General features: G+C 57.0%; 15 protein-coding genes and 1 pseudogene. 8 read left to right on the forward strand and 8 right to left on the reverse strand.

All coding sequences use genetic code 11. From position 1 onward, the window contains the following. Nucleotides 1-12 precede the first annotated feature (12 nt). The 7 genes and pseudogenes from gmtY (at nucleotide 13) to I9H09_RS17415 (ending at nucleotide 9,619) form a co-directional block, all read left to right on the forward strand. Nucleotides 13-1,410 (forward strand): gamma-mobile-trio recombinase GmtY, encoded by a 1,398-nt coding sequence (gene gmtY, locus I9H09_RS17385; RefSeq protein WP_122347757.1) that lies wholly within the window; start codon nucleotides 13-15, stop codon nucleotides 1,408-1,410. Between the two features lie 9 nt (nucleotides 1,411-1,419). Next, complete coding sequence (gene gmtZ, locus I9H09_RS17390; RefSeq protein WP_122347756.1) at nucleotides 1,420-4,008, forward strand: gamma-mobile-trio integrase GmtZ; 2,589 nt, start codon at nucleotides 1,420-1,422, stop codon at nucleotides 4,006-4,008. A gap of 3 nt (nucleotides 4,009-4,011) precedes the next feature. Further along, entirely contained in the window at nucleotides 4,012-4,674 is a 663-nt protein-coding gene (gene gmtX, locus I9H09_RS17395) for a gamma-mobile-trio protein GmtX (RefSeq protein ID WP_057415015.1), read from the forward strand. Nucleotides 4,675-4,974: 300 nt separating this feature from the next. Then, nucleotides 4,975-5,328 (forward strand): recombinase family protein, encoded by a 354-nt coding sequence (locus tag I9H09_RS17400; RefSeq protein ID WP_227443816.1) that lies wholly within the window; start codon nucleotides 4,975-4,977, stop codon nucleotides 5,326-5,328. Between the two features lie 175 nt (nucleotides 5,329-5,503). Continuing rightward, nucleotides 5,504-7,774, forward strand: coding sequence for a type III effector (locus I9H09_RS17405; protein ID WP_122347755.1), 2,271 nt, complete (start codon nucleotides 5,504-5,506; stop codon nucleotides 7,772-7,774). 81 nt (nucleotides 7,775-7,855) lie between these two features. Beyond that, a protein-coding gene (locus I9H09_RS17410; protein WP_248943741.1) for an IS3 family transposase occupies nucleotides 7,856-9,017 on the forward strand; the annotation gives its coding sequence in 2 pieces (ribosomal slippage) (nucleotides 7,856-8,115 and nucleotides 8,114-9,017; 1,164 coding nt in all). Nucleotides 9,018-9,133: 116 nt separating this feature from the next. After that, a pseudogene (locus tag I9H09_RS17415) lies at nucleotides 9,134-9,619 on the forward strand (BRO-N domain-containing protein). A 51-nt stretch (nucleotides 9,620-9,670) separates the two neighbouring features. Here I9H09_RS17415 and I9H09_RS17420 read toward each other — a convergent pair. From I9H09_RS17420 to eprS, 7 genes are all read right to left on the reverse strand, one after another. Beyond that, complete coding sequence (locus I9H09_RS17420) at nucleotides 9,671-9,961, reverse strand: hypothetical protein (protein ID WP_122346757.1); 291 nt, start codon at nucleotides 9,959-9,961, stop codon at nucleotides 9,671-9,673. Nucleotides 9,962-10,730: 769 nt separating this feature from the next. After that, entirely contained in the window at nucleotides 10,731-11,087 is a 357-nt protein-coding gene (locus I9H09_RS17425) for a hypothetical protein (protein ID WP_236502373.1), read from the reverse strand. A 160-nt stretch (nucleotides 11,088-11,247) separates the two neighbouring features. After that, the gene (locus tag I9H09_RS17430) at nucleotides 11,248-11,856 is read right to left on the reverse strand and encodes a GAD-like domain-containing protein (RefSeq protein WP_024690195.1); all 609 of its coding nucleotides are present in this window, start codon (nucleotides 11,854-11,856) and stop codon (nucleotides 11,248-11,250) included. A gap of 26 nt (nucleotides 11,857-11,882) precedes the next feature. Beyond that, nucleotides 11,883-12,188 (reverse strand): hypothetical protein, encoded by a 306-nt coding sequence (locus tag I9H09_RS17435; protein ID WP_024690194.1) that lies wholly within the window; start codon nucleotides 12,186-12,188, stop codon nucleotides 11,883-11,885. Next, nucleotides 12,185-13,360, reverse strand: a complete 1,176-nt coding sequence (locus tag I9H09_RS17440) for a DUF6861 domain-containing protein (protein ID WP_122346755.1) — start codon at nucleotides 13,358-13,360, stop codon at nucleotides 12,185-12,187. The genes I9H09_RS17435 and I9H09_RS17440 overlap by 4 nt, the downstream gene beginning before the upstream one ends. A 566-nt stretch (nucleotides 13,361-13,926) precedes the next feature. Further along, a complete protein-coding gene (locus I9H09_RS17445) occupies nucleotides 13,927-17,043 on the reverse strand; it encodes an autotransporter serine protease (RefSeq protein WP_122346754.1) in 3,117 nt (1,038 codons plus the stop codon). Between the two features lie 91 nt (nucleotides 17,044-17,134). Continuing rightward, complete coding sequence (gene eprS, locus I9H09_RS17450; RefSeq protein WP_122346753.1) at nucleotides 17,135-20,140, reverse strand: autotransporter serine peptidase EprS; 3,006 nt, start codon at nucleotides 20,138-20,140, stop codon at nucleotides 17,135-17,137. Between the two features lie 455 nt (nucleotides 20,141-20,595). Between eprS and I9H09_RS17455 the strand changes: the two genes are divergently transcribed. Next, on the forward strand, nucleotides 20,596-20,937 hold the full coding sequence (locus I9H09_RS17455; RefSeq protein ID WP_122311571.1) for a topoisomerase DNA-binding C4 zinc finger domain-containing protein: 342 nt from the start codon (nucleotides 20,596-20,598) through the stop codon (nucleotides 20,935-20,937). Nucleotides 20,938-20,974: 37 nt separating this feature from the next. Here I9H09_RS17455 and I9H09_RS17460 read toward each other — a convergent pair whose 3' ends face one another. Next, on the reverse strand, nucleotides 20,975-23,173 hold the full coding sequence (locus tag I9H09_RS17460; RefSeq protein ID WP_236502374.1) for a motility hub landmark protein FimV: 2,199 nt from the start codon (nucleotides 23,171-23,173) through the stop codon (nucleotides 20,975-20,977). Between the last annotated feature and the right edge of the window lies 1 nt (nucleotide 23,174).

The raw sequence follows: 23,174 nt of genomic DNA on the forward strand, positions 1-23,174 counted from the left end.
GGAGCACGCATCATGTTTGTGACCGTAAAGACTCGCGTCTACTCAGATGCCACCGGTGCCTACGCAGAGCTTCCAGCTTTGTTGACGTCCTGCGGTGTGCTGGAACCACTGCTCGATTACTGCCTTCACCGCAGTCACGACCGAAGTCTGACGTGGATGACAAAGGTCGCACGCTCGGTGCGAATGTTTCTCGAATACCTGCAAAGCAACCCCGCCGAGCGCGACACTTATCACCTGTTTCAGAACTTTGCTCAGCGCCTCTACACAGGGACGTTCGACCGCGAAACCGGAATCGATCCTAGCGGGTTATGCTGGGCTCCGCGGTCGCCACAGGATGCCTCGCACATAATCACCCACCTGACCGACTTCTTCGAATGGCTCGGCGAGATGCGCCCCGAGGCGCCCAAGGTGAATCGCCGCTACGCGGGTGGCGCCTTCGACCGACAGACCGACGAGGCTGCGTACCAGTATCGGCGCAGCAAGGCATTTCTTGGGCATACGTGGGCCGCGAACGTATCGCTGGAAACCGGACACCGAGTGCGGGGTCGACGTCTCCCCAAAGTTGAAAAAGGCGAACCGCCGGCATTTCCAGAGGAGCGTTTCGAGGAGCTTCTGATGAAGGGATTTCGTACAGCCGGTCGCTACGATTACCGTGGCATGCTCATCACATTGCTGCAGCACGGCGCCGGCTTCCGCGAATCCGAGCCTTTCCACCTATATATACCCGACGTGTTCCCCGATCCCGCGAACCTAGGTCAAGCCAGGGTCCTCATTCACCATCCAAGCCACGGTGCAGCCCCCAGTGATTGGTATGACGAACGTGGAAAATCCCGAAAAGGTAATCGAGCGGAATACCTTGCCAATGAGTTCGGCTTGGCACCGCGTACTGATTTACTTGATCGCCGTCATGCCGGGTGGAAAGGCGGTATACACGACGCCCCCTATTACAAGCAGGCCTATTGGTTCCTACCGGAGTATGGCGAATGGTTTCAGCACCTCTGGCGACGCTACCTCGACCAAGTCGTGCGCTTTGAGCGTGATCACCCTTTCGCTTTCATCAATCTGTACCGGGCTCCCGTCGGCGCGATGTATACGCTGACACAATACAACAAGGCTCATGCTGCGGCATGCGAGCGCATAGGCCTTACAGTGGGCAAGGCACTGGGAACAACACCGCATGGGCATCGGCACGCCTATGGCCGGCGACTGCGTTCCGCAGGCGTGGATAAAACATTGATTCGGCGCTTTATGCATCACGCCTCATTAGAAAGTCAGGAGGTTTATACGCAAGCTACGGCCCGAGAGGTCTTGGCGGAACTCGCAGCGGCCGCGCACCGACTGCGTGAGAAACACATTGAAAATGGCCCTGCGACGACTGATTTGATGAGCGCGATGAACTTCTGTGAATAAGGAAGGCCAATGTCTCAAGAAAAGAAAGCGATCGAGCCATCTGTATCCGAAATCACGGCACCAAAGAAGAAGGGACTGACTCGCAAGAGTGACACGTCCCTTGGCTGGGTAGGGCGTGAATACCCCCAGCTTGCTCCGTGGCAACGCTTGGCTGTGAAGTGGTTGAAGGGCGAGGTGCGGGGGATGGCACCTCGGCTTACAGCGATGGCTATTTTCCTCGAACGTTACATTATTAGGCAGCGGCTGCCACTCGACCCCGCCGCATTCTTGAGTCGAGATACGATTCTGCCCGATTTTTATCGCACGGTATGCTCTGATTCGGTCGAGGGTATCAACTACAACAACACTATCCATGCGTTCCTAAATTTCGTTTTGCTGCTCGACTTTAGCGAAACCTCTGATTACGGGCAGTTGGTGGTCTCACCGGCGTTCTACAATCCGGTGCCCCGTCTTTCCAGGTGTGCGATCCCCAAGCGGGACGAGAGCGTCCATTCGCCACTCCCCTACGGCTATATTGATGAACTGCGACAGGTATTGGCGGCCGGTCCGCATTTTAAAGACTGGCATTGGGCGCAGAGCGCGATAGGTAGCGGGATCGGCAAATCCGGGATTTGTGCTCCCGACTGGTTTGAAGTTACAGAAGACCAGATCGACAAAAACGACCCTGATTGCATATGGCGTGTACGCCCGATACGAACTGACACTCGCTTGGAAATATGGAGCCCCGTCCGTTGGGTGGCCCTGTTAGTGAAGCTCATCTTGCCTCTGCGCACGTTCCAGGTTCGCATGCTCGATTCTGGAGAAGCGGACACCTGGAGATTCTCCGCAGAGGGTTGGGCCTTAAATTCGAGCCCGCTCGCGCAGGGCAGCGAACGAAGGCCCTTGCAGCAGGGTGTGTTCCGAAAAAGCAATCCACTAGCCGATGGTGAGGCTGTTTCAACGATTTTGTACATCAGCACAAACAAGACCACCGACACCTTAAAGTTCGGCCCTGACAAAGGCTACAACCTGCCTTGGCTCGTCGGCGGGCCGGTACATCAAGACGTCTTCTATTGGCTGGAGAAACTGCGTAACTGGCAAGAGAAGTACAACCCCATCTCACGGCGTACGCCTTGGGCAGAACTTGACGGTCGCCATTTAAAGGTAAAGACCGACGTGCAGCTCGCCAGTTATGCTGACGCCTGCTTTCTCTTTCGGATGCCTGAAACAGCTGAGGGTGAGCACCATCTTCCGCTTAAAGAAATGACATTGGCACCTAGCTGGTACCGCCTGCTTGAAACCCTTCAACAGCGACTTGCTGCTAGGGGCGAAACCCATCGCAACGGTACTCCAATTCTTTTTATTCCCCCGGTGGAGCCCGGTGTCTATGCGTTGAAGACTTTATTCCCCCTACACAGCTTGCGTGTCTCCCTCATCACCGCTCTTGCCTTGGATGGGAAAGTACCTTTCCCCATACTCCAAAAGCTGGTCGGCCACAGCCGCCTACTGATGACCGTTTACTACACAAAGCCAGGTGCGACGCACATTCGCGACGTGCTGCTCGGTGCGGCAGATCGCCTGGAGGCGAACAAGGAAGCGAGCATTCAGACGTTTTTGCTCGACACCGAGCACGGTGAGCTTCTACAGAATATTATCTGTAACAGCGTATCGAATGTCGCGGCCGCCATCCCAGAGCATCCTGCCGCCCGCACCCCGACGGGCTGGATGCCCATGCATCACGGCCTCTGCCTTGTTGGTGGGAACACGAGCGCATTAGAAGAAAACAGTGCGGTCGATGGCTGCCACAACGGCGGGGTGAATATCGGGTCACCATCGGTCCCAAAATTCACGCCCGTTCCAGGAGGCATTCGCAACTGCATACGTTGTCGCTGGTTCGTAACGGAACCACACCACCTGCCTGCACTCACTGCCCACTTCAACACACTCGCTTACCATTTCGACGAAGCGCGAAACACCTGCCTCGCGTCGGAAAACGAGCTCCAACATCTGAAAAAGCAAAAGATAGATGCTGAGGAAATCGGCCATCCCTTCACCCGAATGAACGACTATCGGCAAGCTGAGCGTGTATGGGAAAAGTCCATGAAACGCTTCAGTGATCTCGCCGAAGACCTTGTCTCCTGCTGGCGACTCATTGAGCGTTGTAAAGCGGCGCTTGAAACCTCCCATGATGAGTGTACGCAACTGATTGCTGTCGGCACGGTAGCGGACGTCCATGTCACCTTCGAGGAAACAGAGTCCGAATTGCTCCAGCTCGCGGGCGTGTGTGAAGACGTTGAGGTCTATCCCGACCTCGAACCGGGCAAGGCTGTGTTTCGCCGTAGTCAATTGCTTGATGCAGTTCTTTATCGAGACGATATGGCGCCGGTATTCATGCTGTTAAGCGAAGATGAGCAGCTCAAAGTGGGTAACGCCTTTCTGCGCCACCTGGCTCGGCAAATGAACCCGAAAAATCCGGCCCTGGGGAAACGAGAAGTCATTCACCTGATAGATGCGGGTGTCAGTCTCAGCCAGCACTTCAACTTGGATCTCACTTCGTTGTTACCCACGGCAAACTTTACCAGGCACTCCCGCGGGGAAGCACTTATTCAAGAGAGATGAAGCATGAACGGAATAACCGACATCCATCCGGACGCGGTCCTAGAGTCGCTACTCGCGAAAGGCGGACGCGCGAACCGGAGGGCAAACCTAACAAAGATGCATGAGGTGTGCGGCAAGCAGAACGAGAGCGGCTCGCGGGAGTTTTCGTTGCCAGCAATCGGCCGCCTGATCGAAGCCGAGGGCATTATGAAAGGTCGCGCGCTCTACAATGCCCAATCCGCAGACTACCGGATCCTCATTGAAGCTTGGGCGGCCTATGCCGGACCGCCTGCTCCCAAACCAAAAAAGATGCTGGCAAGCCATGAGTATTTGATGCGCATCGGGGACCCAGCTATCCGCTCCATCATGCAGGCCATTATCTCAGAACGTGACACGCTCAAGGCGCAACTCAACGTCCTGAAGTCCACGACACATTTAACCGTGGACCGGCGCCCCTTGGGTGCGACCATTTCGGTTGCGTCTGGAAAGCAGCCTGTGGCTGTGCTCTCCCTGTCCGCACACCTGACCCCATCAGAACGCGATGCCTTGCAGAAGGCAGTGTCGGCCGATTACCTGAAAGAACGTGACCTGCATGAAGGCAGCCACGGAGAGATCCTGAGCGAGCGCGGCCGGACGGTGTTCGAGGTGGGCTTTGCCCGTGCAATCCGAAAGGTACTGGGCGATTGACCCTCGACGGCCTGGGTAATTGCACAGACTTGCCCACCCATATGCATTCGGCCTGACCAGTCATTTGCATCGTATTTGACCAGCACGTTTCGCGAACATAACCGGCAGAGAACGACCCTAAGTGTATCGGCCTGCAATCGAAATGGCTTCGACCTGCAATCATCGCGTTTTTCGACCGGGATTGTTTGCGTCTATCCGAGCCAGCAAACCGGAATATTTGCGAATGAACCTGCATTCATCTGGTTAGACCTGCAATTGATCGTCATGAACCGGAATTATTTGCGAATGCCATTGGCAGCCATGCCGACCCGCCCGGAATTGATCCGACTGCTCAAGGATGCTCGCAGAGGTGACGTGCTGCTAGTGGAAAGCATCAATCGGTTGTCGCGGATGGATGACCAGGCTTGTCGATCTCTCAAGAAGGCAATCGATAACCGAGGCATACGGATCGTCTCTGTGGATCCGCCCACCAGCCATCAAGGCATGACAGCTCAGTCGGGTGATGAGTTCACCGACCGCATGTCCCATTCGTTGCATAAGATGTTCACCCTTCTAGCATTTGTGATCAGGGTTCCTGTGTGCCCTCCCCGGGAAATCAATTGGACTGAATCATCTCACTGTCGCTCGAATTCGTTCCGAACCAGAATGGGATAGTCATACATTGTCTTTGGCCTGAAGCGGCTCTGTACACGACACGTTATGAACCCCGTGACAGGGGTAGGAATCTCGTTCATAAAATGTCCCTCAGCGCCTTGGCTGTGCAGCGGCCCAGCAATCCTGCCAAGTCTATTATCAGACTCTGTTTCGAAGCTGTCTTTGGAACCCTCCTGTGATTTTCGAACACTCATTGGCGGGGCGTCGGCTCTTGCCGGCTGGTCAAATAAACAACAATGTCGAGGCAGCGATGAAGCCCGTTCAATCAATTAGTGCAACACAACACTACAATCCTCTAACCAATATTGGGCAAGAAGCGTCATGCTCTCATGAAATAAGTGGCATCACGCAAACAGAGGGAACGCAGGCCACCGCTGCAACGACGCAGACCGCAGAGCAACTTACCACGGCGCGCGTTAGAGACATCACGGCGGCGGCCAAGGCCATACCGGACGGGACGACTGTGATGTCGCGCAAGCCGGAAGACCTCAGCCAATTGCAGACTGCCTATCTGGCCGCCAAAAATGCGCCCACGCACCCTGACCTCTACCTTAAGCTCTGCGAAACTTTTCGGGTACACGACGAGCGCCACGCCAGCGAAGGCCATGAGAACATCTGCGCGAAGACCATGACTGCTCGGATAGACGACGATGCGATCCGTGTAATGGCATATGCCTCTAGGGGCATGCATGGCGGTGACGTGAACAATTTCCTAAAGTTCAGCTTCAACTCTGGCCTGCCAAACCCTATCAGCAGCGCGTTACCCAGTATGCTTACGTTTGGTGCGTCAAGCTTCATCGGCGCCGTCCACGGACCGTGGTCTGGTTTCGGCAGCGCGCTTGCGTTCGCGGCCGCCAAGCCGTTCATGGCCGGCGGCATTCAGCCTGCCATTGTTTCGTTGTGCGACAACATCCGCGGACGTAATGCGCCAACCGTGCTGGCCAAAGGCGAAGTCAATGACGAGATCTGGTTGGATGCCGCAGCCCAGACTCTGGAGGGCCTGAACGAAGACACGCGTCGTGCTCTGACTTCTTTCGATGATGCTGTGCAGGCCGCGATTACGTCGGTGGGGATAAGGGATCCAAAGTTTCTCGAAACGGACGAAGGACTTGAATTGTTTTTCGATCATTTGAGCGATACCCACTTCAATGGTCTGCGCGAGGCCCTGGAGGGCGTCAATAATGCGCTGCAGAACACCGCTCCGCAGACTCGGGAATCACTTAGAGCCTTGGAAGAGGCAAGCCGCCCGAACATGCTTGAGCAACGCGAGACTACGCTGAAAGCCGAGTTTTCAAACCTTCGCCAGAAGGAAGGAAATGATTGGCAGCGCATCCCGCGCAGTCTCCGCGCGTCGGGCGGTACGTTGACCTCCGGACTGTCAGGTCTGAAGAAAGACGAGATACCGACACGCATGAATCCTGCTCTTGACCGGAAAAGCCATTTTGAGGGGCTCAACGCGCTCGCAAGTCCGGCTGTCGGTACCTCCTATGCGGCAGCGATCTCGCTATTACAGTCGCCTATGGCTGGCTTGGACGAGCGGAACAAGCAGAAATTCAATGTCAAGGCAGCTATCGTGTTCTACGACGCCTTCACGCCCGAAGGTAAGCAGCGCTATTTGGCCGGTGAGGAAATGGACCCGGACCGCGACGTCGACCGAGCGAAGCTGCGCGGGGTCTTCACTTCGGTGTCGGAGTACATGGTCAAGTCGACCCAAGAGAACCTGAAACAGCGACAAAAAGTGCTTGGCGTCGAAATCAGCGACGCGGGGCATGCGCTCAATGCCTTGCCTGAAAACACTTCGAGCATCACTCCTCCCGAGATCCGCGCAAAAGTCGAACGCTATAAGGCGCTGTCGGCCGACATGTCTGCGGTGACTCAAGCCATCCGCGAAGGGAATCCGAACTTCTTGACCGATTTGCCGGACGGAGAAGTAAAGAAGGCTTTCGACGACTGCGTAAATAGCGGCGGCATGCACGTATTGGAAAACATGACCAAGGTGAAGTACGCAAAGCAGGGCGAACTCAAGGCCCAGTGGACGCAGAAGGTCTCCACGGACGTATCCATGTTCGGCCTGGCCGGCCAGTTCACACCTTCGATCGTCAATAAACTCGCTGCAGCGATCTGCGGCGGCGCAGGCCATATCCCCAATGCGGTTGTCGGATTTCTCGGTGCCTACAGCCTTGCGGCCTCATTCATCGGTGCTCAGACGCAGTTTGCGGCAATCAACGCAAAGAATAACTTCCGCGAAGGTAACCCTAAGCCAACGAGCCTGGAGACATTCATGCGCGGCAACCTTGCGCCGGTTATGCAAGCGAGTGCCAATCGCCATAGTCAGCATGCGTTGCAGGGTGCGGAGCAAGCGATCAGCACTGCTCGACAGGCTTTAAACAGCAGTCTCGGCCAGAATTTGCGCCGTCGCCCTAGTGCCCGCACGCAGCAGGAATAAGGGGGGCAGCACAGAGTGTAGTGGTCTAATGATTCCGGACACTCATTTAGGCGAGAATATCGCCAGATATAGAGGTGTCTGATGACCAAGCAACGCCGTACCTTCTCCGCTGAATTCAAACGTGAGGCCGCAGGCCTCGTGCTCGATCAAGGTTATAGCCATGTCGAAGCTTCTCGCTCGCTTGGAGTGGTCGAGTCTGCGCTGCGTCGCTGGGTTAGCCAGCTCCAGCAGGAGCGCAATGGCGTGACGCCTCAGAGCAAAGCCCTGACGCCCGAGCAGCAGAAAATTCAGGAGCTGGAAGCGCGCATCGCTCGTCTTGAGCGGGAGAAATCCATTTTAAAAAGGCTACCGCGCTCTTGATGTCGGAAGAACACGAGCGCTTGCGCTGATCGATCAGCTAGGTGCCCATGAGCCGATCGAATTGCTGTGCGAGATGTTCGAGACACCTCGCTCGTGCTACTACGACCATTGCCAGCGGCGTCGGGCTCCAGACACCGAGCGGGTTCGTTTACTCAGTCGAGTCAATGAGCTGTTCGGGCAAAGTCGAAGCGCTGCTGGCAGCCGCAGTATCGTTTCGGTATTGCAGGAAGATGGCGAGCAAATTGGCCGGTTCAAGGTACGTGGCCTGATGCGGGAACTGGGATTAATCAGCAAGCAACCTGGCTCTCATGCTTATAAAAAAGCAACAGTGGAGAGGCCTGACATTCCGAACATTTTGAATCGGCAGTTCGATGTACCCGCGCCCAATCAGGTTTGGTGTGGCGACATCACCTACATCTGGGCGCAAGGAAAATGGCATTACCTGGCGGTGGTTATGGATCTTTATGCGCGTCGGGTGGTGGGCTGGGCGTTTTCAAACAAACCGGACACGGACTTGGTCATCAAGGCGCTGGACATGGCTTATGAGCAACGCGGCAAGCCTCAGGGCCTGCTGTTTCACTCAGATCAGGGCTCCCAATATGGGAGCCGACAGTTTCGCCAGCGGCTTTGGCGATACCGCATGCGCCAGAGCATGAGTCGCCGAGGTAATTGCTACGACAACTCGCCGATGGAGCGTGTATTCCGCAGCTTGAAAACCGAGTGGATACCCGCCGTGGGCTACATGACGGCCCAAGAGGCACAGCGGGATATCAGTCATTATCTGATGCATCGCTACAACTGGGTTCGGCCACACCAGTTCAATAATGGACTGGCACCCGCTCAGTACGAGAAAAAACTTAACGTCGTGTCCGGGATCAGTTGACCACTACAGACCAATACAAGACCCGCAAGGGGAATACGTCCGGCCTTTTCTACATTGGGGTTTCTTAGCTCCCGACGCCTAGCTCTCAAAAAGCTAAAAATGTAGAGATTACCTAGATGCCTCACATCGCAAGCCTAAATCAGACAACGCCCCACACCCCAACCCCCTTCCACCGCCACAACCGCCAGCTCCTCGCCCTCCTCCTCGAAAACCAACCCTGGTTCAGCGCCCGCGATCTCGGTCGCATGATCGGCTGGCCGTTGAACTAGCGGACGCTGCGCAAGCTCGACGCAGACCAGCACCGAATGATCACGCTCGACCTGCGCGGCGAAGCCGAGCCAGAGCTGATGGTCAGTGAGTCGGGGACGTACGCGATGATGGTGCATCACTATCACGCGGAGAATCGCGGGTTGCGGCAGTGGCCGGGGTTGTCGGTGAGTATGTTGCACTGGCACAGCGAGCCGTGGATACGGTTGCGGGATATGCCGAAGGTGTTGGCGCATCCGCAGATGCAGGCTGATGCGCGGCCGCATCGCTTGGCGAAGTCGTGGTGGCGGGCTGTGTTGCCTGTCTCTAGATTGGGTTGCTCTCGGCTGGGTTAAATGTCGCGTGATGGTCGTGGCGGCGGGTGACGACCATCGTGTTTTGCTGGATCAGTCTTTCAGGCGGCGTCGATAGTCGTTGATCATTTCTTTGGTGACGTCTTCCTTGTAGCAGGTGGGCGCCTCCCCTCCTTCACGGCTATACGCGCTGCGCTTGCCGCATCGGCTGCCGTTGCGGGCAGCGTTGTAGGGGCAAGGGCAGTTGCCGGAATAGCTGTCGATGGATTCCTGGATGATGGCGTTGACGATTGAGGCGTCTGTGATCTGCGTTTCTCTGGCGTGTGCGGAGAAGGCGCAGAGCAATGCGAGTATGGCGACGAAGCCTGTCCCTGTCTTTTTCATGGCTATTCCTTAGCGAGTGCAGACGGATGTCTGTTGCAAGGTTTTACCATGATGACAATGAGCCATCAATTTTTTGTTTGCAAACGTCCGCCGAGGTCATCTACCAAGTCAATTTGTACGAAACCGACATTAGTTTAAGGTGGGCAGATGAAAGCGCGGAAAGCTTCACCATGATGAAATCTATAGTTTTTCTCCAGCGCTATGCTTGGTGAACCTGCATCCCTTGATGCATGTAAAAAAACTAAAAACAGTAGAGCATTTAATCCAGTTGCCGCATCTGTGGCAGCAATGGCAACACATCGGCAGCATCATCTTTAGAAATCAGGAAATCACGTCTAGACGCCCACAGCTGAAACTGATCATATCCCCGAGGCTTATGTCTCTAGGCAAAGCATCATCCAACTCAATAATGAATGTACCCGCAACCACTAGAGATTTTTCTAGATTAGTTACCTCAGCCAAAAACTCATGTGCCAGACCATCTCTAAGACATCGTATGTATGGTTGAGAGTCCGACTTCATCTTGGCTATGTTTTGATTGATACGGCGAGTAGAGGTTCAAGCAGCACATCTCCAGTACTTCTATAACATGGATGAGAAAAAGCTGCGCACTGCATTTTACCGTCACTAATTGTCAGCATTGCCTCTTTAGCATCTTTTGAGATCCACTCACACTGCTTGACTATCATTTAGAAGTCTCCGCACCTCAGTATTTATATCTCTATTCAACCAAGGCATTTAGCGTCTTATCAGCCTTCAACCGAAGCGGTCAGGCAGTTCCTTTTGAAGACTCTTGCTTTTCAGGTATAAAGATTTCTGCATAACAAGTAACCTCTTCACTTTTGCAGGCTTCAGGAAGTAAAGCCAGACCGTTATCAAAAGCCTGGAAATAAATATTCTCTACTTCATTAGCGCTGTCAAAAAAAATCGACATGTTTATCTGATTACTTACATACCTTCTGATGCCCGTATACTCCTCCATAAACTCAAGATTTAGACGCTCAGCTAAATATCCTCCCGTACTTTCAGGAAGTCGTTCAAAGCTATCAAACTCCCACCCATCATCACTTAAAACCTTGGATGCCCCAATAGGGATTATGAAAGCAGCTTGGTAATTTCTCTTCATAAGGCCACGCCCAAATTTTTATCGTAAGCTTGAAGCACTGACTTAGATCTTTTCATCCAAGGATTCCCAGAGCACTCTCCTTATGCAAGCCTTGGCTTCCTGCTCGACTTCGGGATTTAACACTTCATATTCATCATTCATAAGCAGGCCCCGCTTTGCATTAAAAATCGTATGTTTCAAGATCAGAAAGCTGAGATAGAAAAACAAGATGCTCTACTGAACTTACTTTCTCCAAATTATCTAGCGCGTCACTCCCACCCAATATAATAGCAGGAACAAATCCGTACATCTCATCGTGACTCAAAGTGCCCAGCTTCTTCTTCGCAGGCTGAAACAGATCATCAAAATCGTTATACTCCACTTCCGCCGACAATAAAAAATTTTGAAACCGTTTATCCATTTGATCTTTGGGCAGACTGGATATAAATGTCGTGCAGCGGGAAACAATGCTAGTTATTTTAAACGACGCTCCTGTCTCTTCTCCCCAAAAATAAAGTTCACCAAACGCGCTTCGAGCGATTAAATGATAAGTGTCTTGGTTTTCAAGCTCGGTGTCTTGAATCCATGACGCTGTCACACCCTCATATTCCTGCGGGTTCACCATCCAGAAAATCCCCTCGCCGTAGCCGCACCAGCCATGCTCACTCCAGTAATGCAACAGCAGGTCAGGTAATTTCCCCTTATAGCGCTCGATGCTAGACATTGGCACTTCTTGTCGACCAAAAGGCTCGCCGAATATTTTTAGGGAAATTGAAAATACTTCATCCATAATGCAAGCCTCTCACACCTACTACACTAACGCCTATCAAAAGCAGAATCAATCTCCATCTCTGTTTTGAAGCCAAAAATCAAACCAACCTCCAATAGTTTTATCGATGCAATGCCAGACAACTTAAATGGGAACTTCTCAAGCAGACAAACAATACTTTCATAAACCAACCCATACTCTCCAGCGTCGTGCAGCCACTCATCCAACTGATTAACCTGATCATCATAGGATAGTGATTCGACCGGAAAGTAAGATGCTACTTCCGACTGACTTTTGATTTCAACAAGTAAAAAATCAAGATTATTTTCGATAAGCTCGTAATCAAATTTCATAATTTAGGATTCTTGGGAGTATTAGTAGGGTACCCGGTTACAACCCGGCCTTTTACTTTATCATAAACAACTTTTATATTAATTCCATCGCGATTTCCAGAACCAGTTTGGTAGCCACGACCATCTGGACTGGACCACTGCGTTTTTGGATCAGTAGCAATATCTGAGATAGTACTTAGAATTTTCTCATCGCTCCAACTTTTTGGAAACTCAGACTTGCTTGGAACGCCGGTTCCAAAACGATGTCCTCCGGACGTAGGGCCATCTCCGTCCAGAATATGTTTTTCCGCTTTTTTATCGACGAGGGATGGGTTGTCTGAGATGATTTTCGGGTTAGGTGGATCTGGTTGCGGCGACTTGGGGGCAGGATGATTTGCAGACTCTTGAGCTTCCAGCGCCCCCCTACCCGGCTCAGGCCTCTGCAAATCAGGTCGCTTCTTCAGCTCATCTTCATGCTCAAGCATCCACTGGCCCAATCGCTCGCCTTTGGCGCTGGCTCGCATTTCATTCGCCAGGGCACGAGCATTACCGCGACCGCGTGTGATGTACTGAACCATCGCGCCCAGAAGCAGAATCACAACCTCAACGTGCCCTTGTGCGATTTCCTGAACCGCACTGTTCTGTGCGACCTGGTCGTCTCCCATGAAGGAGCTCCACCCTTGTTCGCGGGGGCCTTGCCATGCTGTTCTGATACCGCGAGTGTAGTAATGAATGATGCGCGGAAAGCCGTCGATGACGGATTCAGCGATAGACTCCAGACCAAGAATCCCCAATATGAAAGTACTGGCCTGCGCACCCAATGCAGCGCCCATTAAACCACCGGGAGCAGCACCCACCCCGAAAAAGAGTGCGCCCGCGCTTGCGCCGGCGACCCCTCCGACAAAAGCACTGCCCACGACGATCATGGCCATCTGGGTGACTACGTCGATCAAGTCCTTGATGATGCTGGAGATGTCGAGGTCAACGAAACGTTGTCCCAGTATGCGACAAGCCTCCCATTCGGCGCGGTCGAACGCGGACCGGACACAATTGAAGCGGCGAATGATCAGCGCGGGCGATGGGACGGGTTCATTTCGATGCGTGCGAAAATGGCCCCCTCTGTAGGGCGCGATATCACGGTCAAGCTTTCGCCGTATGTCATCCCATGAGGGCAGCATGTGAAAAAAGAACATTCAGTGTCTCCCTGACAATTCTTAATACAGCTCTGCCTGAGCAACTTAACAGAAGAAGTGCAAAAAATTTCAAGAGCCGCATAGCACCTGCAAAAAAATCGGAAATTCGTACATCTGCTTTGGCAACTCAAAAGCAGCCTTTGCTTGGCTGCTATCCGGGTCTGAGACGCAGGTCTGAAGCTGATCTTGAATCATTGGCTCCGCGTGGAGGAATGAAATCTATATACGAGTCCTGACGAACCCGGAGAACAAGCTTCTACTCGGAGGGCGTAGGAGTTTCAGGAGGTTACGACGGCTACGATGGGCTGCGAAACGGCCCTGAAATGGGTGACCTCGGTTGTGTCTGACGTACCGCATTCAAAGGTTTTGCTGCCGGTTCCCGGCAGATCGCGAGCAAGCTTGCTCCCACGCCCTAAGGCCAGAAGCCTGGATTTATGAGTAGCCAGGCATTTGCCTGATGGCTTGAATGTGACGCCGAGCGTCACGAAATGCATGCCCACGCGGAGCTATGGACGCGATAGGTGGCGATAGCCTGCGGGGCTACTGTACCCCGCAGGCGTTATGCATCAGAACTGCCAATCCAGCGACAAGCCCACGCCGTGGGTTTTATCCCGCGCACCCAGCAACCCGTTGTAGTCCAGGTTGATGCGCGCGTCCTTGCCCAGCGCCAGGCTGGCGCGGGCGCCGACTACGGCGGCGTCGCGGTCCATGGAGACGCTTTGGGTGTTGAAGCTGTTGCCTGCGCTGGCGAAAGCCAGGTGTTGTTCGGCCGAGGTGTCGCTCAGGTTGTGCTGCCAGCCGAGGGTGGCGGAGACGTCGAGTTTTTGTGTGTCGTTGAGGTTGAAGCGGTTACCGGCGCGCATGCCCAGGGTCGAGAGCACGGTGTCGCGGGTGTCGTCGCTACCTTTGAGGGCAGTGGCGCCGCCTTTTTCGGTGAAGCTGTCGCTGTCGAAGTGGACGTAAGCCAGGTTGGCGAATGGCTCCAGTGCCAGCGGTTGCAGGTTGAGGCGGTAGGCGGCTTCGGTGAACACCTGGCTCGACTGGGCGTCGCGCTTGACCTTCTGGCGGTCGGAGAACACCCCGAATTGCAGGTCGCGTTTCACGTCGATGCGGTGCCAGCTGTGCGATGCGCCTGCGGTCAGGCGCAGTGCACCCTGTTCGTGGCCGATGTAGGCGCCCAGGTGGTAGCTGTCCGCCGAGGCACGCGAGTGGGTGTCGTCACCCAGGCTCAGTGAAGTGTCGCTGTAACCTGCCATCGCACCCAAACGGGTGTGCTCGCTGATCAGGCCGTCGACACCGGCGAGCAGGCCGCCCAAGGATGAGGTCGAGCTGGCGCTGTCGCTGCTGCCGCTGTTTTTGCCCCAGGCACCTAGCGCCTTGACCCACACCGAGTTGTCTTCGCTGCCCGGTGCTGGCTGGTCGTACAAGCCTTCTACACGCAGGCGATCACCTACGGCATCGCGCAGTTGGCGGCTGTCGTTGATCAATTGCGTGGCGATGGCCGGGTGCACCTCGCCCGACAGTTGGGTGAATGCGCGGCGTGCGCTGGCGGTGTCCTGGCTGAGGATGATGCTCTCGTAGACTGAGTTGCCCGCATTCATTTGCTCGATGGACTGGGCCACGCTGCGCTGGTTGTCGGTTTGTGCGGCGCTGGCAAAGCTGTCGCCGTTGCGCTCGAGCGCCAGTGTCACGCCGGTGCCGCTGTAGGCCAGGTTGCCGTCAAGGAACGCGTAGTTATCTGTCACCGAGCCGAACTGGCCCTGAACGCCGCCAGCGGCTTGCAGTACGTTGAACTGTTGGCTGAGTACGCTGCTGGTCTGATTGCTGTCGAGCAGTGCGGCGTTGTCGTTTTCCGGCGTCAGGGCCATGTTGGCGCCGCTGACGGTCGCGATACCGCCGACCACAATGCGGTCGCTGGCAGTGGGGGAGAACTCGACCGCGTAGGTCGAACCCGGTGCCAGATTTAGGTTGCCCGCCACTTGCAAGGTGCCGATGGAGTTGCCCGGCGCAACGGTACCGCCGCGGTTGGCGGTCAGCGACGCGACGCTGCCATTGCCGCCCAGTATGCCGCCATTGTTGACGGTGACGGCCGAGGCCAGCGAACCGTTGATGGCCAAACGGCCCTGATTGACCAGTGTCGGGCCGCTGTAGCTGTTGGCGCCGGTCAACACGAGGGTGCCGATGCCTTGTTTGGTCAGGCCGCCGTGGCCGGCGATGTTGTTGCTCCATACGTCCAGTCCGCATTGCGGCCCGCTGCAGGTGCGCTGGGTCGGTTTGCTGGCATCGACAATTGCACCGACACCAGGCAGGTCAGCCACAAACTGGCTGTCGCCGTATGCGCCTTCGATGCGGAACTCGGCAGGAATGTCGGCCTCAGTCACGAACATGCTTGGGCCGTTGACCGCTTTGCCGAGGTTGATCATGCCCCAGCCGTACAGCGCATCGACACCGGGTGCGCCGAGGTCGGTGGCAGTGGTTTTCAGCACGTCGGCAACCTGCGCACCGGTCATGTACGGAAAGCGCTCCATCAGCACGGCCATGCTGCCGGCCACGTGCGGTGCGGCCATCGACGTGCCGTTCTTGTTGGCCCAGCCGACGGTCAGGTCTGCAAGGCTGGTGCCGTTGAGCACCGAACTGTAGATGCGCGTGCCCGGTGCCGAGACGCAGAAGCTGGCGGTGTAGCCGCAACGCGACGAGAAGGTGCTGAGCGTATACGGCGTGGTGGCCGCTGCGGCTGCGTTGGGGTTTTGTTGCAAGGCGGCGACCGTCAGCCAGTTGGGGGCGATTTCCGGCACAAAGTAGCCGAGCCCGGCCATCGCGTCGGGGTTGTTGAGGTTGTAGTCGTTACCTGCGGCGAAGATGGTGACAACACCACTGTGCGCCGCGTCGATAGCGCCTTGATACGCGCCGCCCGGACGGCTGCCGAGGATCTGGCGGATCTGGTCGAACTGCAATTGCGCGTCCTGCACGGTGAAGTGCGGAAATGCCGGATCGCGACCGCCTTTGTCGAAGCGATCAGTGATGCCGATGCCCCAGCTGTTGTTGATGACTCTTGCGCCGCTGTTGACCAATGCGTTCCAGCCAGCCTGATACACCGCGCCGTCGTTGCCCAGTACGATGCCATCTTCCGGGCCCGGGTCGCCGTTGTCGGCGCTGATGATTTGCGCGTTGTAGGCCACGCCATGCATCGGTCCGCCATCACGATCGCCCCCCGCGATGCCGCCCACGTGAGTGCCGTGGTTGCCGAGTTTGCCGCCGGAGTCCAGGCTTGGCGCGCCGTCGTAGCGGAACGCGTCGCCCGCCTTCACCGGGATATACGGGTCGGTGTACTCGCGGATGCCGCTGGTGACCAGGTTGACCACTTTGTTGGCGCTGGAAAACTCCGGGTGCGCGGCGTAGACCGGCTGATCGAAGATGCCCAGTTTGATGCCCTTGCCGGAGTAACCAGCAGCATAGGCCTGGTCGGCATTGATCGCGCCAACACCCCAGTCGGCATTGAATTCGGCACTGCGCCAGCTGGCGGTGTTGCCTGCCTGACCGGATTCCACGTAGGGCGCAGCATGTGCCACTCCAATGCTGGCGAGGTAGCAGGCCAACGCACCACAGGAGGCGCGATTGATCGCCCGAATGGCTTGGTGCAGGGGTTTTACAGCGGTGTGGCGGGTGTTGGATGCATCTTTCATGAAAACCACCGTCCTTAGTTAACGCGCACGAATCTCCGCGCGCATGCATCTGCATGCGCGTCGTTCTTTTGGGTTTAGGGTTGAGTGCTGCTTAGAACTGCCAGTTGAGGCTCAGGCCCACTCCGTGGCTTTTTTCACGGCTGGCCAGCTGCCCGCTGTAATCGAGGCTGACCCTCGCGTCCCTGCTCAACGCGATGCTGGCATGCGCACCGACCAGCGCGGCGTCGCGGACCAGAGGCGAGCTTTCGATGCCGAAGCTGCCACCACCCGAGGCGAATGCCAGGTGTTGTTCGGCGTCGGTGTTGCTCAGGTTGTGCTGCCAGCCTAGGCTGCCGGACAGGTCGACTTTCTGCCGCTCGGTGATCGCGATGGTTTTCAATGCACGCACGCCGAGGGTGCTGAGTACCGCATCACGGTTGTCACTGCCCGCAGACAACGCCGCTGCATCACCCTTCTCGGTGAAACCTTCAGTGTTGAGGTGGACGTAAGCCAGATTGGCGAACGGCTCGACGGTCGCGGGTTGCAGGTGAATGCGGTAAGCCGCTTCGGTGAAGACTTGCGTACTCTGGGCATCGTGCCTGGTTTTCTCTTTGCCTGCTGCACCGCCAACCTGCACGTCGCGTTGCGCGTCAATGCGATGCCAGCTGTGCGTGCCACCCAGGGTCAGGCGCAGCGCGCCGATTTCGTGACCGACGTAAGCGCCCAGATGGTAGCTGTCTATCGAGGCTCGGGAATGCGTGCCAGAGCCCATGTTCAGCGAGCTGTCGCTGTAACCTGCGACGACGCCCAAGCGCGTGTCGTCGGCAACGTTGCCATCGACGCCAGCCAGCAGGCCGCCAATCGAGGAGGTGTAACCGGCAGTGTCATCACCTGAGTCGGTTTTGCCCCAGGCACCCAGAGCTTTGATCCAGACATTGTCCTGTGCCGTGGTGTTGCCATCGGTACCGAACACGCTGGCGCCGAGGCGCTCCCCGACGGCATCACGGACCTGACGACTGTCGTTGATCAGCACGCTGCCAATCGCCGGGTAAATCTCGCCGGACAATTGCTGAAAGCTGTCGAGGGCAGCGGCGGCGCTTTGAGTCAGCAACAGGTTTTCGTACACCGCGTTGCCTGCGCCGAGTTGTTCGGCAGCGGTGGCTACGGCAGCTTGATTAGGGGTTTGTGCGACGCTACTGAAGGCGTTTGTCTGCTCGACGTTCAGGACAACGCCGGTGGCTGTGTAATCGAGACGGCCACCGAGAAAAGCGTAATTGGAGGACACGCTGCCGAACTGTCCGTTGACGCCGTTGGCGGCCTGTAACACATCGTACTGACGACCCACGACGCTTTGACCCGGCGCCGCGCTCAAGGCAATCGGCGTGTTGTCTTGAAGCGCCAGCGCCATGTTTGCGCCTGCTACAGTCGCGCTGCCGGTGGCGACGATGCGATCACTCGCAGTCGGAGAAAGCTCCACGGCGTAGGTCGAACCTGGATCGAGGGTGACATTGCCATTGACCTGCAAGGTGCCGATGGAATTGCCCGGCGCGACAACGCCGCCGTTGCGCGCAGTCAGTCCACCGACCTGCCCATTACCGCCCAACGTACCTCCGGCATTGACCTGCACGGCCGAGACCAGCGAGCCGTTCACCGACAGCAAGCCGCCGTTAACCAGTGTGTCGCCACGGTAGGTGTTGGCGCCCTCCAGAATCAGTCGACCCGCGCCGGATTTGATCAGGCTGCCTTGGTACTGACGTTGTGCCGCTGCTGCGGCGCGCGCGGTACCTGTTGCGTAATCAGCCTGATCCTGCTGGCTGGCGCTGCTGGCGACGCCGTTTTGCCAACCTTTGCTGACCAGCGTCTGCTGCCAGGTGGCCTGCTCGGCGGTGTCTTCGGCCTGACGCTGGATCAGCGCCTGATCGGAAATATTGTTGCTCCACACGTCGGTCAAACCCGAGCCGAGATTGGCGTCGAAAGTACCAAGCAACTGACCAGGGCCGCGCATCGCCCGCTCCAGATTCGCCACGCCCCAACCGACGCTGTTGGTCGGTGCCTGAGTGACCGAGCCGTCAAGCTGGGTGGCGGTGGTCAGCAGCACTTGCAGCGCCTGCTCGTTGGTCATGTACGGGAAACGTTCCATCACCAGTGCCAGTGCGCCGGTCGCATGCGGTGCAGACATCGAAGTACCGGATTTGATGCCGTAACCGCCACCCGGCACGGTGCTGTTGACCAGCCGACCGGGCATGGTGATGCACCAGTATTTGGACAGCCCGCACTGGTTGTAGCGTTGACCGTTGCTGCTGTCGAGGCCCGACACGGCCAGCCAGTGGCCTTCGAGGTCCGGTTCGAAATACGGCAAAGAGGCGCGCACGCTGGCGTTGGCGTAACCGCTGTTGCCAGCACTGAACACATTGATCACGCCCTTGCGCGATACATTTGCCGCTTCGTCCAGCCAGGTGCCGCGGTTGTAGTGCTGAGCGTAGGCTGCGCGCACGCCGGCTTCGGTGGCGTAGGTCACGTCGGCCGGTTGGCTGCCCCAACTGTTGTTGATGGCACGTACGCCAGCATCGGCCAATCCGCCGTACACCGCCTTGAAATACCGCGGGTCGGGGTTGGGGCCGAACAGGAAACTGTCATTCTGATTGGTGTTGCCGACGAAGACTTGCGCGTTGTAAGCCACGCCGTGCATGCCTACGCCATCGCGCGCTGCGCCCATGGTGCCGGTAACGTGTGTGCCGTGAGTATCGTTGTTCGGGTTGATTGCGCCGGTGATGCTGAACGGCGAGCCGTCAACGTAGGTGCCGCTGGCGGTAACCGCGTGGTAGCGGGACGGTGTGGCTTCCGGGTGGGAAGGGTCGAACCCCGAGTCCAGCGCACCGATCTTGATGCCTGCACCTGTAATGCCAGCGGCATAGGCTTGATCAGCCTGAATGCGGCCAAGCCCCCAGTCGCTCTGGAATTCTGCCGAGCGCCAGCTGGCAGCGTCACCTGACTTACCTAGCTCGGTGTAGTCGGCGTAGGCCGAACAGCCAAATGAAAAAGACAGGACGCAAAGTGCGCCAGTTGCTACAGGTTTGAACGAATAACGGACAGCACTTACGTACTTCGACTTTTGCATCCCTGCGCACCTGTTAATGGTCGGCTCATGATTGAGCGATTCCAGAACATAGTCCGCAGCTTGAAACTTGGCAACCTATTTGTGCCAAATCTTGCACTAATATTAAAGCCATAAGGAAAACGCATCGCAGGACATATATGTCGCTAATAGGCACTTGAATGCATTGAGTTTTTATATTTCATTGTTAATGACTAGCGATCTTAGTAGTGGCTATTTAATTGCACGCAACTTGTTTTTCCAGCCATTACACTCACTGTTTACAGTAACAGTTCACCAAGCGTGTTACTTGCCTGAGCGCACCAAAAGTTGGCAGACGTGCGCCCCATAAAAGAGATGACGCTCCGCGTCCTATCCAAGGAGTGGCCTGTGCTTAAGCGGGCAAGTCTGGCGTTTGCATCGCCGCGGAGATGTCTGCACCATGCCAGGCTGGACAGCATTCGACCTCAGGCATTTTCATGAAACGCGATACGACGTCCGCGCTGGCGGGACTCATCAGGAAGTTACGCGACCTCTTGCGCGGCCCGGAGACACCCGCAACTCGCGAACCTCATCACCAGCCGGACACGCCTGATGTAGAGCCGACGCGATCTGCAAAGCCTGTCGATGCCGCACCTGCGCAGCGTATCCACAAGAAGCCGCGTGCGCCCGACGCAGCAAAGCCTGCGTCGGCGCCTTCATGCCCGCATTGCAAAAAAATCATGGTGATCAAGGTGGCCCGCACGGGCAAGAATGCCGGTGAGTTCTGGGGCTGTGTGGCGTATCCGAAGTGTCGAGGTATTCGGCCGATCTTTCGCTGAGCGCAAGATCGGCTCCACAGTCAGATACAGGTCGAAGTCAGCTGATCCTGCCCAGCAACTCGCGCGCCATACGCCGATGCTCATCGTCTGACTCGGCAATGACCCGTTGCAGAATTTCCCGGGCGGACTCGATCTCGCCCTCCTCGATCAGCACCTGAGCCTGATTGATCTGGCTGAGCGGCGGCTCTTCAAGGTCCAGCAGGTCAAAGTCGGCATCGTCACTCATGAAACTGTCGAGGAACTCATCGCTCAGCTCGCCTGCATCGGCGGGCATGACCACCTCGACAGGCTCGATGATTTCAGGCTCCGAGAAGTCGCTGAGGAATTGTTCATCCGAGAGTTCGAAGACTTCCGGCAACTGAGTCAGGTCAGAGGAGAAGCCGGGGTCGACCTCGGCAGGCGCGCTAGTGGCACTTGCCTTGTTGCGCGGCGGCGGGGTGTCGAACGGGTCGACCAGATCCCAGTCGGCATCCATCGACAGGTCGTCGAGGTTCAACTGGAATTCGTCGGCAGGCAGAGGGTTCAAGGCCGCAGCGGTGGTTTCATCCAGTTGCGCTGTCGGCTCGGGCTGCAGGTCGGCCTGAGCACGTTGTGTCGACGCCGGCTCGACCTTGTCGAAGGACAGCCCGGTGGCGGCACCGGCGGCAACCGGCATGAAGGCTGCTGCAATGGGGGTTTCGGCGGCTTTGATTTGCGGGAAACGGTCGCGGATGTCCTGGATGGTCTGCGGGTCTACGCCGTGCTCGAGCGCCGCTTGCTCTTCGCGGACAAACCCGCTGCCGTCGCCTTGCTCTGCCAGCAGTTCCAGCAACCTGATGCGAATATCGCCACGTTGCGGCTGGGTCTCGAGCGCGCTGCGCAGAATCCCCATAGCTTCGCTGAAACGCCCGTAGGCGATGTAGATACTGACACCGTCCAGCGCATCGGGCGCCGCGCCCGCCTGGCGTTGCGACGCCGCCGGCCTTACCGGCGCAGGCGTTGTATCAGGGTTGGGTTGCGGTGCAACGGCGGGCACCTCAAAGACCGGCAGCATCGAGGCCTGAGCAGGCTTGATCAAAGGATCATCTGGCGTCAGCGGCGCTGCCGCAGCCAGAGTGCGTCGCTGGCGTCGTTTCGAATAGGCAAATGCCAGCAGCAGAAGCACGATCAGAACAGCAGCAAGCAGTGTCGGCAGGCTGACGAACGAGTCACTGCCTGGTGCTACTACCGCCGCAGGCTGAAACGGGGCAGCGGGCGGTACGGCAGGCGATGTCGCAGGTGCGGCGGGCGTGACAGGCGTAAGCGGCTGAGCGGCGGACTGCGCCAGAGCCAGATCACTGCGCAAGGCAGTGATTTGCTTGTCCTTGCCGCTCATCTGCTCTTGAAGTTCCTGAGTCTGCGCCTTGAGGGCTTCCAGCGATTGCGCCAGCTGCTGGTTTTCGATGGCTGCAGCCGAGAGCTGTTCGGCGGTACGCTGCAATTCGGCTGGCTTCGCTTGTGGTGCGGCTGCGGCTGCGGCAGTAGGAAGCGACGCTGAATCCGGCAGCAACAGGTCCTGGCCGGCTTTAAGTGCAGACCCGGCGCCGCCAGCAAACACTTGCGGGTTGAGCAAGCGGATACCATCCGCCAACTGGCTCGCCGACACCTTGCTGCCCTGCCCTTGCAGGCGGCTGGCGATACCGTTCAGCGTGTCGCCACTAGCCACTGTGTAACGCTTGCCCTGCACCGCAGCAGGCGGCGCAACGGGCATGCGGTTTTCCTGTGCTGTATCCGTCGAGCGCTGATTGCGGCTGCGGGTAGCCGCGAGGCCCTGGGGGGACGTGGAAGGGTCAAGCAGCAGGGTGTATTCGTGCAACAGGTCGCCGTTGGGCCGCGCCAGTTGCACCAGAAAACTCATGTAAGGTTCAGTGACCGGCTTGCTGGACACAACCCGGATAACCCCGCGATTGCCCCGCAGCACTGGGGTGAAGCGCAGGTCATTGAGGAAGAACACCCGTTCGATCCCAGCCCTGGCGAAGGCCTCAGGGGAAGCGAGCCTGGCAACCACGTCCTCGTTGCTCAGCCCGCCTGTTTCCAGCAACTCGATCTCGGCATTCAGCGGCTGATTGAGCGCCGAATGCAGGGTTATCTCACCCAGCCCCAGTGCTGACGCCAAGGTGGAACAGGCCAGCAGCGAGACCGCCATGACGCTCTTGCAAAACACTGCGCGCGCCGTGCGACCCGCACCTTCGACAGCAGCCAGGGAATTCTTCAGCATG

The organism is Pseudomonas tremae, assembly GCF_023278125.1.
In the GTDB taxonomy this organism is placed as follows: Bacteria; Pseudomonadota; Gammaproteobacteria; order Pseudomonadales; family Pseudomonadaceae; genus Aquipseudomonas; species Aquipseudomonas tremae.